The organism is Pseudomonas benzenivorans (genome assembly GCF_033547155.1).
Lineage (GTDB): Bacteria > Pseudomonadota > Gammaproteobacteria > Pseudomonadales > Pseudomonadaceae > Aquipseudomonas > Aquipseudomonas benzenivorans_B.
Window position 1 is genome coordinate 311,754 of record NZ_CP137892.1, and the last position, 14,619, is coordinate 326,372.

The 14,619-nt window shown below is 66.5% G+C and carries 15 protein-coding genes; 7 read left to right on the plus strand and 8 right to left on the minus strand.

The window, feature by feature from the left end; all coding sequences use genetic code 11:
* Window positions 1-42: 42 nt before the first annotated feature.
* The 3 genes from SBP02_RS01490 to SBP02_RS01500 all read right to left on the minus strand — a co-directional run bounded on the left by SBP02_RS01490 (window position 43) and on the right by SBP02_RS01500 (window position 1,221).
* A complete protein-coding gene (locus SBP02_RS01490) occupies window positions 43-510 on the minus strand; it encodes a PAAR domain-containing protein (RefSeq protein WP_318644652.1) in 468 nt (155 codons plus the stop codon).
* Between the two features lie 146 nt (window positions 511-656).
* Window positions 657-953 carry a LasR-specific antiactivator QslA gene (locus SBP02_RS01495; RefSeq protein WP_318644653.1) on the minus strand — a complete coding sequence of 99 codons (297 nt, stop codon included), beginning with the start codon at window positions 951-953 and terminating at the stop codon, window positions 657-659.
* Window positions 946-1,221 carry a hypothetical protein gene (locus SBP02_RS01500; protein ID WP_318644654.1) on the minus strand — a complete coding sequence of 92 codons (276 nt, stop codon included), beginning with the start codon at window positions 1,219-1,221 and terminating at the stop codon, window positions 946-948. Before SBP02_RS01500 ends, SBP02_RS01495 begins: the two co-directional genes overlap by 8 nt.
* 721 nt (window positions 1,222-1,942) lie before the next feature.
* Here SBP02_RS01500 and SBP02_RS01505 point away from each other — a divergent pair.
* From SBP02_RS01505 to SBP02_RS01520, 4 genes are all read left to right on the plus strand, one after another.
* Window positions 1,943-2,341, plus strand: coding sequence for a GFA family protein (locus SBP02_RS01505; protein WP_318644655.1), 399 nt, complete (start codon window positions 1,943-1,945; stop codon window positions 2,339-2,341).
* Between the two features lie 95 nt (window positions 2,342-2,436).
* Window positions 2,437-2,847 (plus strand): hypothetical protein, encoded by a 411-nt coding sequence (locus tag SBP02_RS01510; protein WP_318644656.1) that lies wholly within the window; start codon window positions 2,437-2,439, stop codon window positions 2,845-2,847.
* 501 nt (window positions 2,848-3,348) lie between these two features.
* Window positions 3,349-3,969, plus strand: a complete 621-nt coding sequence (locus tag SBP02_RS01515) for a class I SAM-dependent methyltransferase (protein ID WP_318644657.1) — start codon at window positions 3,349-3,351, stop codon at window positions 3,967-3,969.
* A gap of 67 nt (window positions 3,970-4,036) precedes the next feature.
* Window positions 4,037-4,453: a DUF1801 domain-containing protein gene (locus SBP02_RS01520; protein WP_318644658.1), complete on the plus strand. Its 417-nt coding sequence runs from the start codon at window positions 4,037-4,039 to the stop codon at window positions 4,451-4,453.
* Between the two features lie 179 nt (window positions 4,454-4,632).
* Here SBP02_RS01520 and SBP02_RS01525 read toward each other — a convergent pair whose 3' ends face one another.
* A complete protein-coding gene (locus SBP02_RS01525) occupies window positions 4,633-5,934 on the minus strand; it encodes an MFS transporter (RefSeq protein WP_318644659.1) in 1,302 nt (433 codons plus the stop codon).
* A 204-nt stretch (window positions 5,935-6,138) separates the two neighbouring features.
* Here SBP02_RS01525 and SBP02_RS01530 point away from each other — a divergent pair, with 204 nt between their 5' ends.
* A complete protein-coding gene (locus SBP02_RS01530) occupies window positions 6,139-8,976 on the plus strand; it encodes an AMP-binding protein (protein WP_318644660.1) in 2,838 nt (945 codons plus the stop codon).
* Window positions 8,977-9,035: 59 nt separating this feature from the next.
* On the opposite strand, the gene SBP02_RS01535 is transcribed toward SBP02_RS01530, so the two are convergent.
* The 4 genes from SBP02_RS01535 to SBP02_RS01550 form a co-directional block, all read right to left on the minus strand.
* Complete coding sequence (locus tag SBP02_RS01535) at window positions 9,036-9,497, minus strand: glycine zipper domain-containing protein (RefSeq protein ID WP_318644661.1); 462 nt, start codon at window positions 9,495-9,497, stop codon at window positions 9,036-9,038.
* A gap of 59 nt (window positions 9,498-9,556) precedes the next feature.
* Complete coding sequence (locus SBP02_RS01540; protein WP_318644662.1) at window positions 9,557-10,036, minus strand: glycine zipper domain-containing protein; 480 nt, start codon at window positions 10,034-10,036, stop codon at window positions 9,557-9,559.
* 259 nt (window positions 10,037-10,295) lie between these two features.
* Window positions 10,296-11,150, minus strand: coding sequence for a substrate-binding periplasmic protein (locus SBP02_RS01545; protein ID WP_318644663.1), 855 nt, complete (start codon window positions 11,148-11,150; stop codon window positions 10,296-10,298).
* Between the two features lie 83 nt (window positions 11,151-11,233).
* Window positions 11,234-12,322 (minus strand): substrate-binding domain-containing protein, encoded by a 1,089-nt coding sequence (locus SBP02_RS01550; RefSeq protein WP_318644664.1) that lies wholly within the window; start codon window positions 12,320-12,322, stop codon window positions 11,234-11,236.
* 203 nt (window positions 12,323-12,525) lie between these two features.
* On the opposite strand from SBP02_RS01550, the gene SBP02_RS01555 reads away from it, so the two are divergent.
* Both SBP02_RS01555 and SBP02_RS01560 read left to right on the plus strand, forming a co-directional pair.
* A complete protein-coding gene (locus SBP02_RS01555; protein ID WP_318644665.1) occupies window positions 12,526-13,020 on the plus strand; it encodes a formate dehydrogenase subunit gamma in 495 nt (164 codons plus the stop codon).
* Complete coding sequence (locus tag SBP02_RS01560) at window positions 13,017-14,606, plus strand: formate dehydrogenase beta subunit (RefSeq protein WP_318644666.1); 1,590 nt, start codon at window positions 13,017-13,019, stop codon at window positions 14,604-14,606. The genes SBP02_RS01555 and SBP02_RS01560 overlap by 4 nt, the downstream gene beginning before the upstream one ends.
* Window positions 14,607-14,619: the final 13 nt, after the last annotated feature.

Here is a 14,619-nt window from a genome sequence, read left to right on the forward strand (position 1 = left end):
GGCTCTTGAGGTAGTTGGCCGCACTCCGGCCCCAACGCACGACTACTGACTGCGGTTCCTCGGTAAACACCCGCGTGGTATTGCCGTAGCTATTGGTATGCCCGACCACGCGCTGGCCATCGCCGCTTTCCACGCAATACAGCACACCTTCGACCGGTTGCCCCGTGTGTCGTCGATGAGTTGGTATTGCTCGCTATGCCTGGGCAGAATCTCCGGCGGAGTGAAAGGGGCTGCCCCGGACTGCGTACCGACCAGCACATCCCCCGAGCCGGTGACGATTATCCCGCCATGGGCCGTCGCGCTGCCCTGGAAGGCAATCGGCTTGCCGTTGATCAGGATGTTGCCGATGCCCTGTGTCACGGCATCGCCGCAGGCGCTGCTATTGCCGACCCGAAGAGTGGGCAGGTTGTTGATCAACACATCGGGCGAACCGCTGGTGGCGGGGTTGGTGCCGTGACCGGGAAGTGGGCAGGCATTCAAATCGCTGAGACGAGAGGCGGGTTTGGCCATGAGCGACATCCTTGTGCAATGGTGCGGACCATCCTATGGCGCATCGGATGGTCACGGTGTGGCGAAGTTCACCTTTAGCCGAACCAGGCGAGGCAGGAGTCCGCCGGAGCTTCCGGCGGGCTCCTGTGGCGAGGTTGGCTGCCGGCTTACAGCTGCAGGCAGGTCTTCCTCGCCTGGTGGTTGCCGCCGAACGGCGAACACAAGCGCTGGTGCACCCGGCTGAGGAAGCCGATCTCGAACGCCCGGCGCTGCGCCCCGGGGGGCAGCGCGTCGCGCTCGATGATCAGGTTGGCCCACAGCCAGCCGGTGTCGTCGTTGCTCAACCAGGCCTGGGCGCTGGCCACGCCCCGGTCGAAGGCCTCATGGCAGTTCACCGGCCACTTGATGATCGCGCCGCGATGGCCGTCATGGGTGGGCAGGTGGCTGGTGCAGGGTCTATTCATCGCCGGCCCTCCCTTGCGCCTGGGCCAACGCCCGGCGGTACAACACCAGCACGTCGCTCAACAGCGCGCGGGCGCTGTCGCAGGCCTCATGCAGCGGCCTCGCGCCGGGGCTGGACGCCTCCATGCGCGCCAGGATGTCGAACAGCTTATGCAGCATCGCCATCCGCAACTCGGCCGCCGCCTGGAAATGGCAGCCCTGGCCATCGAGGCAATCGAGTGGTTCGTAGCGTTTGGGGAAGGGAACGACAACAGCGTTGAATCTAGCCATGACGCACCTCCAGGCAGGAGGCGAACGACAAGGCAAACAGCCCAAGGTGGAGCCCTTGGGTAAAAGGTGGATAGCGCATTTTCCTTATGCTCCTCGAACTGATTAAGGAGCCGCCAACCGACCTTCCTACGGGTATGGGTGGCGGACCGTACGGGGGTAGGAAACCGGCGTCCGAGGGAACCGGCCAGGCCGAAGCCTGCCCCGCACGGCCCACCATAGAAATGCGATAGCCGGGCACAAAAAAAGCGCCGGCTATTCAGCTATGGCGCTACCGCGCCTCAGACAAAAACAGGTTCCTACACCCGGCCACGGGATTGACCGTGACCGGCGCACTCTAGCCCGGTGCAATGGGTAGGGCAAGCCCGATGAAACGAGGGGCGCTTCGCCACAACAACTTGTGACGACACGCCGCATTCGGGTAGCTTCAGTCCACGCAATGACGCACCCCGCAGGCAGGACGCCGAATAGCTTTCCCCTGCTTGCATCGACTGTTTCAACTGAGCTATCCGCTGATGCAAAAATGGCACGCCAATGCTTGCCCAGGGTTGCCGATGCGTCCCACCAGGTGCATAACACCCCACAAGGCCCCTGCCATAGGCCGGAAGCCTCAAGCTAGAGAGGTTGCACTGATAATGGCAGGGAATGTTATCCACCCAATGGTGCGTTTAAACGCACCAGTTGGTGTCTAATTTTAGTTGCATATCAACAAGGAAGTATTTAAGTGACCATAGAAAAAGGTAGCTGTCATTGCGGCGCTGTTCGCTGGGAATTTTTCCTGCCGATAAAAACAGTCGTTAAGTGCCATTGTTCAAATTGCCGAAAGCTACAAGGTAGCGATTACAGCACCTGGGTCGTAGTTCCTGGTGAGCAGTACTCTATAACCCAGGGCTCGGAAAAAATAACCAAATATCAAGCCAACGAAAAATCCAGTAAAAATTTTTGTTCCAATTGCGGAACGGCTGTGTTTCTTTCAAACGGAAAACATTTCCCTGGGAACGTTGTCTTGGCCTTAGGTGCATTAGAAAGCTACTCAGAAGAACTATCTCCAAAAATACAGGTGTACACCTCAAACAAAGCCGAATGGGTGAGATTACATGATGACGAACCGGTGATTAGTTGAAATATAACTATCGGTTCAAGTCGTTCGCTTCGCTCACTGGGACGGGCTAAATCCCGTCCCTTAACCAAACGTTATGCACTTTAGGGAAATCTCGTATGGATGCCATTCTCAACAGCATCAACGACCCGTCGTGGTGGTTCAGCATTACCGCATCGACCGTCATGGCTTTGCTGCTGGCAAAGGTTTTCAATCATACGCCAAAAGTAATAAAGAAATTACTTCGAAACCTTATCGCTCGCCGCCAAAGAAAAATCAAAAACACACGAGGCAACCAAAGTCTTGTTAACTATCAAATTGCCAGAGCAAACTCATACTTCCTAGCATTCATAATAATCTGCTGCCTGTATTTGGCTTGGCTGGTATCAGGCTCATTCTTGGCAATCATCAAGGCCTCTACCTTTTCGGCAGCCATTTTAAGCCTGCCAATCTATATTTCAGAAATTGCCTGGTTAATTAACGATGGCTATGCAAAAGAACTAGCCAAAGCCCGAGGTAAAATTGCATAACAGCATATATGGACTCTCCCCACAAGCGGTGAGGAATAGCTTTTCCAACCCTGTCGTCAGCGCGGTTGCATGCGTATATCCGGCCTGTGTTGGGCGCTATCGCCCTGGCCATTCTGTAGTTCGCGCAGCGGGGGGGCAAGCGTTCAATCGATCCCTCAGATCATGATTGTTATCGGCCTTGTTCCGCTGCAGGACTCGCCTGTATGAGTAAGCCCACTCGAAAGCCATTGGTGTTGGGTGTGGTCGCCTTGTTCGCTTTCCAGCTGGCCTCGGTGTTCATGGCTTATGCGGCATGATAGATTTCCAGTGGTTGGGCGGCAGGTGCGTATAGGGCAACCGTTACGCGCAGTCAGCGGTCGTTATAATGAATCGCTCAGTTGTGGTTTGGCCGGCGGCTCAAGTCTTTCGTGTCGTCTATAGTCCATCCTCGGTTTATGGCTGTGCCTTGCATTGATCGAGGGGCAGTCAGGGAGTGGGTGATAGCAATATGGAGGTTGTTCATTGAAGGGGGCGAAAGAGTTCTGGGACAAGAGTGCGCCGCGCTACGCCAAAAGCCCGGTGAGAGACGAGGCGAACTACCAGAAGAAACTGGCGATTACCCAGGATTATTTCCGGCCGGACTGGTCCGTGCTGGAGTTCGGTTGCGGCACGGGCAGTACGGCAATTGTGCATGCGCCCCACGTCCAGCATATTGTCGCTACCGATATATCCGGCAACATGCTGGATATTGCGGCGCGCAAGGCAAGGGCGGCAGGTGTTGAGAATATCAGCTTCCAACAGGGCACCCTGGATAGCCTCGAACTTGAAGCGCAAAGCTTCGATGCCGTTCTGGGGCTCAACGTCCTGCATCTTCTCGATGATGTGGACGGGGCGCTCTCAAGGGTGCATGGCGTGTTGAAGCCGGAGGGCATCTTCGTGTCCAGCACTGCGCTGGTGGGTGAAATCGGTATTGTCTGGCGCGTGTTGATTTCCACCCTGCAGCTCTTGGGCCTGGCACCTTATGTGAATCGTCTTGGTAAGCAGGCGCTTGTGTCTAAGCTTGCCGCTGCCGGGTTTAGCCTTGAATACGAATGGCAGCCGGCTAAGGGGTCGGTTTTTATCGTTGCCAGGAAGAGCGCGTGATCGAGGGGCGCGCAACGAGTGGCCGGTTGTTGGGCCGGTTAGTCCGCCCACTCATCTAGGAGGAAAGATGTGTACTGCGAATTCGATAAGTGGGCCATCAGGCGCTGAGCTGGTCGATAAGAGGATCGCCGAGCTTGGCGGCTGGCGCGGCGAGACGTTGAGCCGGCTGCGGAATCTCATCAAGGAAGCGGACCCAGACGTCGCCGAGGGATGCAAATGGTTTAAGCCCAGCAACCCGTCAGGGGTGCCTGTGTGGTCTCACGCCGGGCTCATCTGCACGGGCGAAGCCTACAAGTCGAGAGTAAAGCTGACATTTGCCAAGGGGGCCTCGCTGCCTGACCCGGCCCAACTCTTCAACGCCAGCCTGGAAGGAAAAACAAGGCGCGCGATTGATATCGGCGAGGGCGAGGCCGTTGATGAGTGCGCATTCAAGGCGCTCATCAGCGCTGCGGTTGCCCTCAATACCTCTGGAAAAGCCAAGTAGGCTGGCGCTGGGCGCTCTGGCAGGAGGCATCCTGCCGTGGCTTAGCCGTCTAGGCAGGAGCTGGCCAAGCGCACGAAGCGCGGCTCCAGGCCTGCTGTCGGTGCAGTTGCCTGCATAGTTCGCGCGGCCCGGCCGTTGTCCGCTTGGGCGTTCGGTGCACGGCTGTGTACGCGCCGGTCTCAGGTGTCGGTCGGCCGTTCCGCCAGGGCGGCGCGGCGGCCGCGTTTGAGGTCGACGCTGGCGAGGATCAGCAGGCCGAGCACGAAGTAGCCGCCGGTGATCAGGATCGCCAGGCGATGGTCGCCGCCGGACAGCCAATTGGTCAGGCCGTAGGTCATGGGGCCGAGGATGGACGAGAGCTTCACCGCCTGGCCCCACAGGCCGAAGAACTCGGCCAGACGGGTCGGCGGTGCCAGCAGGCCGACGATGGCGCGCCCGGCCGACTGGCTGGCGCCCATGCACAGCCCGGCGATGTTGGCCGCCAGCCAGAACAGCGGTGGCCCCTCGGCGGCCCAGGCCAGGCCGACCATCAGCAACCAGCCGAGCAGGGTCAGGGCCAGGGTGGGGCGGTGGCCGAGGCGGTCCTGAACGTAGCCGAACGACACCGCACCGAGCGAGGCGGTGATGTTGACCAGCAGGATCAGCAGCAGGGTGTCCTGGGTGGTGAAGCCCATGGCCTGGTCGGCATAGATCGCCGCCAGGGTGATCACCGCGGCGATGCCGGCTTGGTAGCAGAGGGTGCAGGCGAGAAAGCGCAGCAGGTCGCGGTAGCGCCCGGCTTCGCTCAGGGTGCGGGCGAAGCGCCGCCAGGCCACCGCGGCGCTGTGTCGTGCGCCGGGCTGCAGCTGCGGCCGCGCGCGCTCGCGCAGGAACAGGAAGGTGGGCAGGCTGGCCAGGGCGAACAGCGCCGCGGTGATCAGCATGCACACCGGCACGAACTGCGCGGCGCCGTGGCCCTGGGCCTGGGCCCAGGCGACATAGCCGAGGCAGGCGCCGAGGCTGACCAGGCCGCCGATATAGCCCAGGCCCCAGCCCCAGCCTGAGACCCGGCCGATGGCGTCTTCGCGGGCGATCTCCGGGAGGAAGGCGGCGATCAGGTTCTCGCCGCAGCCGAAGCAGAAGTTCGACAGCACGATGAACAGCACGGCCAGGGCCAGGGCACCGGGGCCGGCCAGGGCCAGGGCGGCGGTGGTGGCGACGCAGCCGAGGGTGCTGAGCAGCAGCAGGCGCTTCTTGCAGGCGAAGGCGTCGGCGTAGGCCCCCAGCAGCGGGGCGCCGAGTATCACCAGGGCATAGGACAGCGACAGGGCGCTGGTCCAGGCCAGGGTGGCCCAGTCGGCCCCGCCGGCCACCTCGGCGACGAAGTAGGCGCTGAACACCGCGGTGATCACCACCGTGGTGTAGCCGGAGTTGGCGAAGTCGTACATCGCCCAGGCCCAGGCTTCGCGGCGGGTCACACCGCGGGCGAGGCTGGCAGGCATGGCGGGCCCTCCATGGGGCATCGCTGGCGTCGGCAGCGGTCGATGTGCCAAGCCTAGTCCAGGCTGCGGGCTCGGCGAGTATGGCCCTGGCTATAAGCCTGGGCCTGTTATGGGGGAGGGTTATTATCGTCGTCGCCGGCAAAGGGTTATGGTGCTTAGGCATGGGCGGTCGCCAACGACTGCCCGGCAAGTGAGGGGCCGCCGATGAGTCGCCTGCCTCATGCAACACCCGTCAACGCCGACGCCCCGGGGGCTGCGGAGAAGCTGCTGGGGATCGTCCGGCAAACCGTGCTGGAGCTGCGCCCCCATGCCGCAGAGGGCGCCCCCATCGGCCTGCACAGCGTCCTCGACCGCGACCTGGGCCTGGACAGCCTGGCCCGGGTCGAGCTGTGGTCGCGCATCGAGCGCGAGTTCGACGTGCGCCTGCCGGAGGCACTGTTCGCCACGGCCGACACCCCCCATGACCTGCTCGAAGCCCTGCGCGCCCAGGCCGGCGTGGCGGTGGAGCGCGCGCGCGTCGCCGTCCCCGCGCGCGTCGCCGGCGATGAGCAGGCCCATGCCCCGGAGCAGGCGCAGACCCTGATGCAGGTACTCGACTGGCATGTGCGTCGGCACCCGCAGCGCTGCCATGTGCGCCTGCTGGGCGATGGCGATGAGGCCGAGGCGATCGGCTACCTGGCCCTGCAACAGGGGGCCACGGCCGTCGCCGCCGGCCTGCAGCAACGCGGCCTGGAGGCCGGGCAACGGGTGGCGCTGATGCTGCCGACCGGGCGCGACTTCCTCTTCGGTTTCTTCGGCATCCTCCTGGCCGGCGGCGTGCCGGTGCCGATCTACCCGCCCATGCGCCTGTCGCAGATCGAGGATCACCTGCGCCGCCAGGCCGCGATCCTCGAAAATGCCGGGGCGAGCATGCTGATCACCGTCAGCGAGGCCAGGCTGCTGGCGCGCCTGCTCAAGCCGCAGGTGCCGAGCCTGAGGGAGATACTCGGCGTCGCCGAGCTGGCGGCGGATGGCGACCGCCTGCGCGCCGTGCCGCGTCGGGCCGATGACCTGGCCTTCCTGCAATACACCTCCGGCAGCACCGGCCAGCCCAAGGGGGTGATGGTCAGCCACGCCAACCTGCTGGCCAATCTGCGGGCCATGGGCACGGCGCTGCGGGTGAGCGGCGAGGACGTCTTCGTCAGCTGGCTGCCGATGTACCACGACATGGGCCTGATCGGCGCCTGGTTCGGCAGCCTGTACTACGGCTTCGAGCTGGTGTTGATGTCGCCGCTGGCCTTCCTCGCCCGGCCGGCGCGCTGGCTGCGGGCGATCCACCAGTACGGTGGCACCCTGTCGGCGGCGCCGAACTTCGCCTACGAGCTGTGCCTGAGCAAGCTCGAGGCGCGGGAACTCGAGGGGCTCGACCTGAGCCGCTGGCGCCTGGTGCTCAACGGCGCCGAGCCGGTCAACCCGGACACCCTGCAGCGCTTCGCCGAGCGCTTCGCCGCCTACGGCCTGTCACCGACCGCGGTGACCCCGGTCTACGGCCTGGCCGAGGGCACCCTGGGGGTGGCCTTCCCGGCCCTGGGGCGCGGGCCGCGGGTCGACTGGGTGCGGCGCGAAGCCTTCCAGGCCAGTGGCCGTGCCCAGCCGGTCGAGCCGGGCAGCCCGGACGCGCTGCGTTTCGTGTGTTGCGGCCAGCCGCTGCCGGGGCACCAGCTGCGGGTGGTCGATGAGCAGGGGGTGGAGCTGCCCGAGCGCACCGAGGGCCATGTGCAGTTCAAGGGGCCCTCGACCACCGCCGGCTACTTCGCCAACCCGCAGGAGAGCGCGCGGGTGCGCCATGGTCCCTGGCTCGACTCCCTCGATCTCGGCTACATGGCCGGCGGCGAGCTGTACCTCAGTGGCCGCGCCAAGGACCTGATCATCCGTGGCGGGCGCAACATCTATCCCTATGATGTGGAGACCGCGGTGGGCAACCTGCCGGGCCTGCGCAAGGGCTGCGTGGCGGTGTTCGGCAGCGGCGACGCGGCCAGCGGCAGCGAGCGCCTGGTGGTGCTGGCCGAGACCCACGAGCAGGACGCCGAGGCACGGCGCGGCCTGCGCCTGGCGATCAATCGCGTGGCCCTGGACCTGACCGGGGTGCCGCCGGACGACATCGTCCTGGCGCCGCCGCACAGCGTGCTGAAGACCTCCAGCGGCAAGATCCGCCGCGCCGCCAGTCGCGAGCTGTACGAGCGCGGCGAGGTGGGGCGGCCGCGCCGCGCGGTGTGGCGCCAGCTGTTGCGCCTGGGGCGCGCGGCCCTGCGCGCCCAGGCCGGGCGCCTGGGACGCGCGCTCGGCGCCCTGTGCTATGCCGGCTACTTCTGGGCGCTGCTGCTGGGCATCGCCAGCCTGACCTGGCTGGCGGTGGCGCTGATGCCGCGGCGCAGCTGGTGTCGCCGCCTGGTGCGGCGGGCGTCGCGGGGCTTCCTGCATCTGGTCGGGGTGCCGCTGCAGGTCAGCGGCCTGGGCCAGTTGCGCCTGCCGGAGGTGCGGGTGCTGGTCGCCAACCACGCCAGTTACCTGGACGGTCTGGTGCTGTGCGCCGTGCTGCCGCCGAGTTTCGCCTTCGTCGCCAAGCGCGAGTTGGCCGGGCAGTTCGTCGCCGGGCGCTTCCTGCGCCGGCTCGGCACCTGCTTCGTCGAGCGCTTCGACCCGCAGCGCAGCGCCGCCGATGCCGAGGCCCTGGGCGCGGCGCTGCAGGCCGGGCAGTCGCTGGTATTCTTCCCCGAGGGCACCCTGAGCCGCGAACCGGGGCTGCAGGCGTTCCGCATGGGCGCCTTCGTCCTCGCCGCCCGCGCCGATGTGCCACTGTTGCCGGTGGCCCTGGGGGGCACGCGCATGGTGCTGCGCGACGGTCAGTGGTACCCCCATCGCGGCGCCGTACGGGTGGAGTTCTGTGGCCAGCTGCTGGCCGATGGTCCCGAGTGGCTGGATGCGATCGCGCTGCGCGACAAGGCGCGGGCGCTGTTGCTGCAACGGCTGGATGAGCCTGATCGGCTGCGCCTGGCCGGCTGAGGCGGGCGTGCAGAAGCGCGAAAGCCCGCGCTGGGCGGGCTTTCGGCAGGTGGCGGCACTCAGTGGTGTTTGTGCTTGTGTTTCTTGTGGCCGTAGTGATGGCCGTTGTCGCCGTGGTAGTGGCCGTGGCCGTCGTGGTAATGACCGCGGTCGTCGCGGCGGCTGTCGTTGGCCATCTCGTTGCCCAGGGCGCCGCCGGCGGCGCCACCCAGGCCGGCGCCTATGGTCGAGCCGGTGCTGCCGCCGAGCTTGCCGCCGATCACCGAGCCGCCTGCTGCCCCCAGGCCGCCGCCCAGGGCCGCCTCGGTCTTGTTGCCGTCGCGGGCGGTAATCACGCCGCCGGCCGCGCCGCCGAGGCCGGCGCCCACGGCCGCACCGGTGCTGCCGCCGACCTGCTGGCCGATGACGTTGCCCAGGGCGCCGCCGATGCCGCTGCCGATGGCGACCTTGCTGCTGTCGCCGGCGAAGGCGGCCGGGGCCGCCAGGGCACTGAAGGCCAGTGCGGAAAGGAGTGTGCGCATAGGATCGTTCTCAAATGGTTAATGGGGCGGGAGCGGCGGTGTGCCGCACTCCCGCGGGATCAATCGTCGTGGTCGTGACCGCGGTGCCAGCCGCGATGCTTGTGACGGTGTTTATGGCCGTGGTGGTGATCGCGGTAGTAGCGGCGGTCGCCGTGGTAGTGGCGGTGATCGTCGTCGTAGCGGCTGCGATCGCCGTAGTAGTTACCCAGGGCGCCACCGCCGCCACCACCGATCGCGGCGCCGATCAGGCCGCCGGTGGTGCCGCCGACCTGCTGGCCTATGACGTTGCCGCCGGCGCCGCCCAGGGCGCCGCCGATGGCCGCCTCGGTGCGGTTGCGTCGGTCGGCACCGACCACGCTGCCGGCCGCGCCGCCGACCCCGGCGCCGATAGCCGCGCCGGTGTTGCCGCCGACCTGCTGGCCGACCACGGCACCCAATACCCCGCCCAGGGCACCGCCTATGCCGGCTTCGGTCGTGCCGGCGAGCGCCGCACCGCTGACCAGGCTCAGGGACAACAGGAGGATCGAGGAATACTTCATGACGGGCAGTCTCTCCATGTAAACATGGCCGCGATCCTCGGGCCGCCGCGAGGCGTGCGCAAGTGCCGGCCGACGAGCTGCACGACTTTGCTCACAGTTGTTAAATATTTGTTTTTTGGGGAGAACTTCGCCGATAAGCCGGGGTCTGAGGCTTCTTGGTCGAGCCTGAAAACGGCCGTTTCACCGGCCTCCTGTACTGGCGCCTTGCCCGTTTCCGCGGCCGGCTATCGCGGCCCTTGGCGCGTATCCGGCGCTCGGTTCAGGGCTGCAGCCACAGGCTGGTGTCCCGGGGCGGCAAACCCGGCGGGGTGGGGTAGTCGATCGGCAGCCATCGCCGCTCGTGCAGGCGCGCCAGTTTTGCCAGGTGGCCGAAGTGGCGCAAGAACAGCTCGCGGAAGCTGCCGTCGGCACGGATCGCGGCCAGGCCCTCGGCGAAGCGCTGCCTGAGGCGCCGGTCCTCGCGGTTGAAGGTGAAGAACACCGGCAGGTCGTAGACCAGGGCCAGGCTCGGCTCGACCATCAGCTCGGGGTAGCGCTCGGCATTGGCCTGGAGCTCCTGCCAGGCCTCATGCAGGCCGCGGTGGTAGTAGTCGAAGCGGCGCTTGGCGAGCATCGGCAGCAGGTTTTCCGGGTGGGCGATACCGACCACCGGCAGGCGATTGCGGGCGAACAGGGCGAAATCGCCCCACTGGCGGCCGAAGCCGCCCCGTAGCCGGCGCAGGTCGTCGAGGCTGCGCACCTGGGCGAAGCGCTGGGCGTCGGCCCGGTGGATCAGCAGCACCCGGTAGCCGAGCATGCCGTTGTGCAGGTCGAAGGGCAGCACTGCGAAGTCGCGCAGGCGCGCTGCGGTCGGCGGCACGTAGGCCAGGTCTACCAGCCCTTGGCGCAACAAGGCCAGGCAACGCTTCTGCGAGGGGTCGACGCCCTGGCGTGGGGTGATGCGCCGTTCGCCGTAACGTTCGGCGGTGCGGGCGAGGATCAGGTTGGCCAGTTCGATGCGATAGGCGTACTTGCCGGGATCGGTCTGGCACACCCGCAGTTCGGGCTCGTCCTGGGCGAGTGCGAGGCGGGCGCAGCAGAACAGGGCAACGGTCAGCAGCCAGCGACGGCTCATACGTCCGAGCTCGTGATTGAGGGGGGGCGGATTGTACCCAGGGCACCGCCGCAGCGCCCATGACCGGCGGTCGCGGCGGGCTTTTATAGCAGGCTTTCCTTGCGCCACTGCTCCAGCGCCTGGGGGAGCGGCATCACCTCGCCGGGGCGGCTCAGGGCGTAGCCGGGCAGCTGGGCGATACGCGTCTGGAACTCGGGGTTCTGCAGTACCCTGAGCAGGGCGCCCATGGCCGGCAGGTCGAGGCTGTCTTCGTGGCACAGCAGGCAATAGTTCTCCCGGGCCATGGGGATGAAGGTCAGGCCGAACTGGCGCGCCGCCGCCTCGACGCCGAAGCCGGCGTCGGCCATGCCGCTGGCGACGAAGGCGGCCACGGCGGCGTGGGTGAACTCCTCGTTGTGGAAGCCGTTGATCGCCGCGCTGTCCAGATCGTCGCGGCGCAGCAGGCTCTCCAGCAGCGTGCGCGTGCCCGAGCCCTGCTCGCGGTTGACGAAGCGCAGGTCACCGCGCAGCAGGTCGGCCAGGCCCTGCACCCCGTGGGGGTTGCCGGGGGCGAGGATCAGGCCCTGGGTGCGCTCGACGAAGGTGATCACCCGCAGGTCCGGGCGCAGCCAGGGTTGGATGCGTTTCAGGCTCAGGGCGCCGAGGGGGCCGACCGGTACATGCAGGCCGGCCACCTCGCAGTCGCGGCGGTGCAGGGCGATCATCGCCTCGCTGCCGCTGCGAAACTGCACCTCCCACTGCCAGCTGGGGTCCTGCTCCAGCCACTCGCGCAGGGCCGCCACGGCGAAGCCGTGACTGGCGAAGATGCGCAGCCCCGGGTTGCTGGCCTGCAGTACCCGGTTGAGCTCCAGCTCCAGTTCGCCGGCCAGGTTGTCCAGTTGCGGCGACAGGCGCGCGCGGATGCGCTGGTCGGCCCACAGCAGCTTCTCGCCCAGCGGTGCCAGGCGCGCGCCCTTGCCGCGCTCCAGCTCGATCAGCGGGCTGCCGAAGAATTCCTGCCACTTGCCCAGCAGGTTCCAGGCGTGCCGGTAGGAGTAGCCGACCCGCGCCGCGGCTTCGGTCAGCTTGCCGGTGTCGTGCACCGCCTGCAGCAGGGCCAGGCCCTGGGGATCGAGGCTGCTGCCGTCGCTCTGGTGGAAGCGCCAGCGCGGTTGGATTTCGATGCGGATCATATGCTCATGGCTTCATATTTGATCGAGGGGGAGCCCATGGTACTTTGCGTTATCGGGCCTGTTCTGCGTCCGAGTATAAGAACTTTATTTCATATGTGGCGAGCCGTAAGGCGAACGCCAGAGATAACCGGCCCATAGACCGTGAATGGACCGAGTCATCTCCCCGACAGCACCGGCTAAGCCTGCCGGCTGGAGCATCGCACATGGCCACTCTTCCCCAGCGCTTCGACCCCGAACAGTGCCAGGCCGTTACCCGTGAGGTACTGGCCGCCCACCGGGGCCAGCCCGGCGCCCTGTTACCCATCCTCCACGACATCCAGGACCGCCTCGGCGCCGTGCCGCCGGATCTGCTGCCGTTGATCGCCGAGGAGCTCTGCCTGTCGCGCGCCGAGGTGCACGGGGTGGTCAGCTTCTATCATGACTTCCGCGCCACGCCGCCCGGTCGCCAGCACCTCAAGCTGTGCCAGGCCGAGGCCTGCCAGTCGATGGGGGTCAAGGCCCTGACCGCCGAACTGCAGGACAAGCTGGGCCTGCAGCTCGGCGAGACCCGCGAAGACGGCAGCCTGACCTTCGAGGCGGTGTACTGCCTGGGCAACTGCGCCTGCGCACCCAATGCCATGCTCAACGGCGAGTTGCATGGCCGTGTCGATGCCGAGGGCCTGCTGGCCCTGCTGGAAGAACAGGAGGCCCAGGCATGAGCCAGGCGAACAACACTCAAGGCACCCTGACTGTCTACGTACCGCGCGACGCCACCGCCCTGAGCCTGGGCGCCGACCGGGTGGCCCAGGCCATCGCGGCCGAGGCCAAGGCGCGCAACCTGGACATCAAGCTGGTGCGCAACGGCTCGCGCGGGCTGTTCTGGCTCGAGCCCATGGTGGAAGTGGCGACTCCGGCCGGCCGCGTGGCCTATGGCCCGGTCAAGGCCAAGGACGTGCCGGGCCTGTTCGACGCCGGCTTCCTCGAAGGCAAGGAGCATGCCCTGGGCCAGGGCCTGACCGAGGAGATCGACTACCTCAAGCGCCAGGAGCGCCTGACCTTCGCCCGCGCCGGTATCACCGACCCGCTGTCGCTGGAGGACTACATCGCCCATGACGGCTACCGCGGCCTCCAGCGCGCCCTGGGCATGACGCCCGAGGCGATCGTCGCCGAGGTCACCGAGTCCGGCCTGCGCGGCCGTGGCGGCGCGGCCTTCCCCACCGGCATCAAGTGGCGCACCGTGCTCGGCTGCCAGGCCGAGCAGAAGTACATCGTCTGCAACGCCGACGAAGGCGACTCCGGCACCTTCTCCGACCGCATGGTGATGGAGGACGACCCCTATGTGCTGATCGAGGGCATGACCATCGCCGGTCTCGCCGTCGGCGCGACCCAGGGCTACATCTACCTGCGTTCCGAATACCCCCACGCCGAGGCGGTGCTGCTTGAGACCATCGCCCGTGCCACGGCCGCCGGCTACCTGGGCGACGACGTGCTCGGCAGCGGCAAGGCCTTCCACCTGGAGCTGCGCCGCGGCGCCGGCGCCTACATCTGTGGAGAGGAAACCGCGCTGCTGGAGAGCATCGAAGGCAAGCGCGGCACGGTGCGGCCCAAGCCGCCGCTGCCGGCCATCGAGGGCCTGTTCGGCCAGCCGACGGTGATCAACAACGTGATCTCCCTGGCCTCGGTGCCGATCATCCTCGACAAGGGCGGCGCCTACTACAAGGACTATGGCATGGGCCGCTCGCTCGGCACATTGCCGATCCAGCTGACCGGCAACATCGCCCGCGGCGGCCTGATCGAGAAGGCCTTCGGCGTCACCCTGCGCGAGCTGCTGTACGAATACGGCGGCGGCTCGGCCAGCGGCCGGCCGATCCGCGCGGTACAGGTCGGCGGCCCGCTGGGCGCCTACCTGCCGGAGTCGCAGTTCGACACCCCATTGGACTACGAGGCCTTCGCCGCCCTCGGCGCGGTGCTCGGCCACGGCGGCATCGTGGTGTTCGACGACACGGTGGACATGGCCGACATGGCCCGCTACGCCATGGAATTCTGCGCGGTGGAGTCCTGCGGCAAGTGCACCCCGTGCCGGATCGGCTCGACCCGTGGCGAGGAGCTGCTCGAGCAGATCATCGTCGCCCGTTCCGAAGGCCCGCAGCCGGGTCGCATCGAGCTGCTCAAGAGCCTCTGCGACACCATGCTCGGCGCCTCGCTCTGCGCCCTCGGCGGGATGACCCCCTACCCGGTGCTGAGCGCCATCAACCACTTTCCCGAGGACTTCGGGGTGTCGCCAGACACCACCGAAGCCCGCTGATCCGGAGGCACTC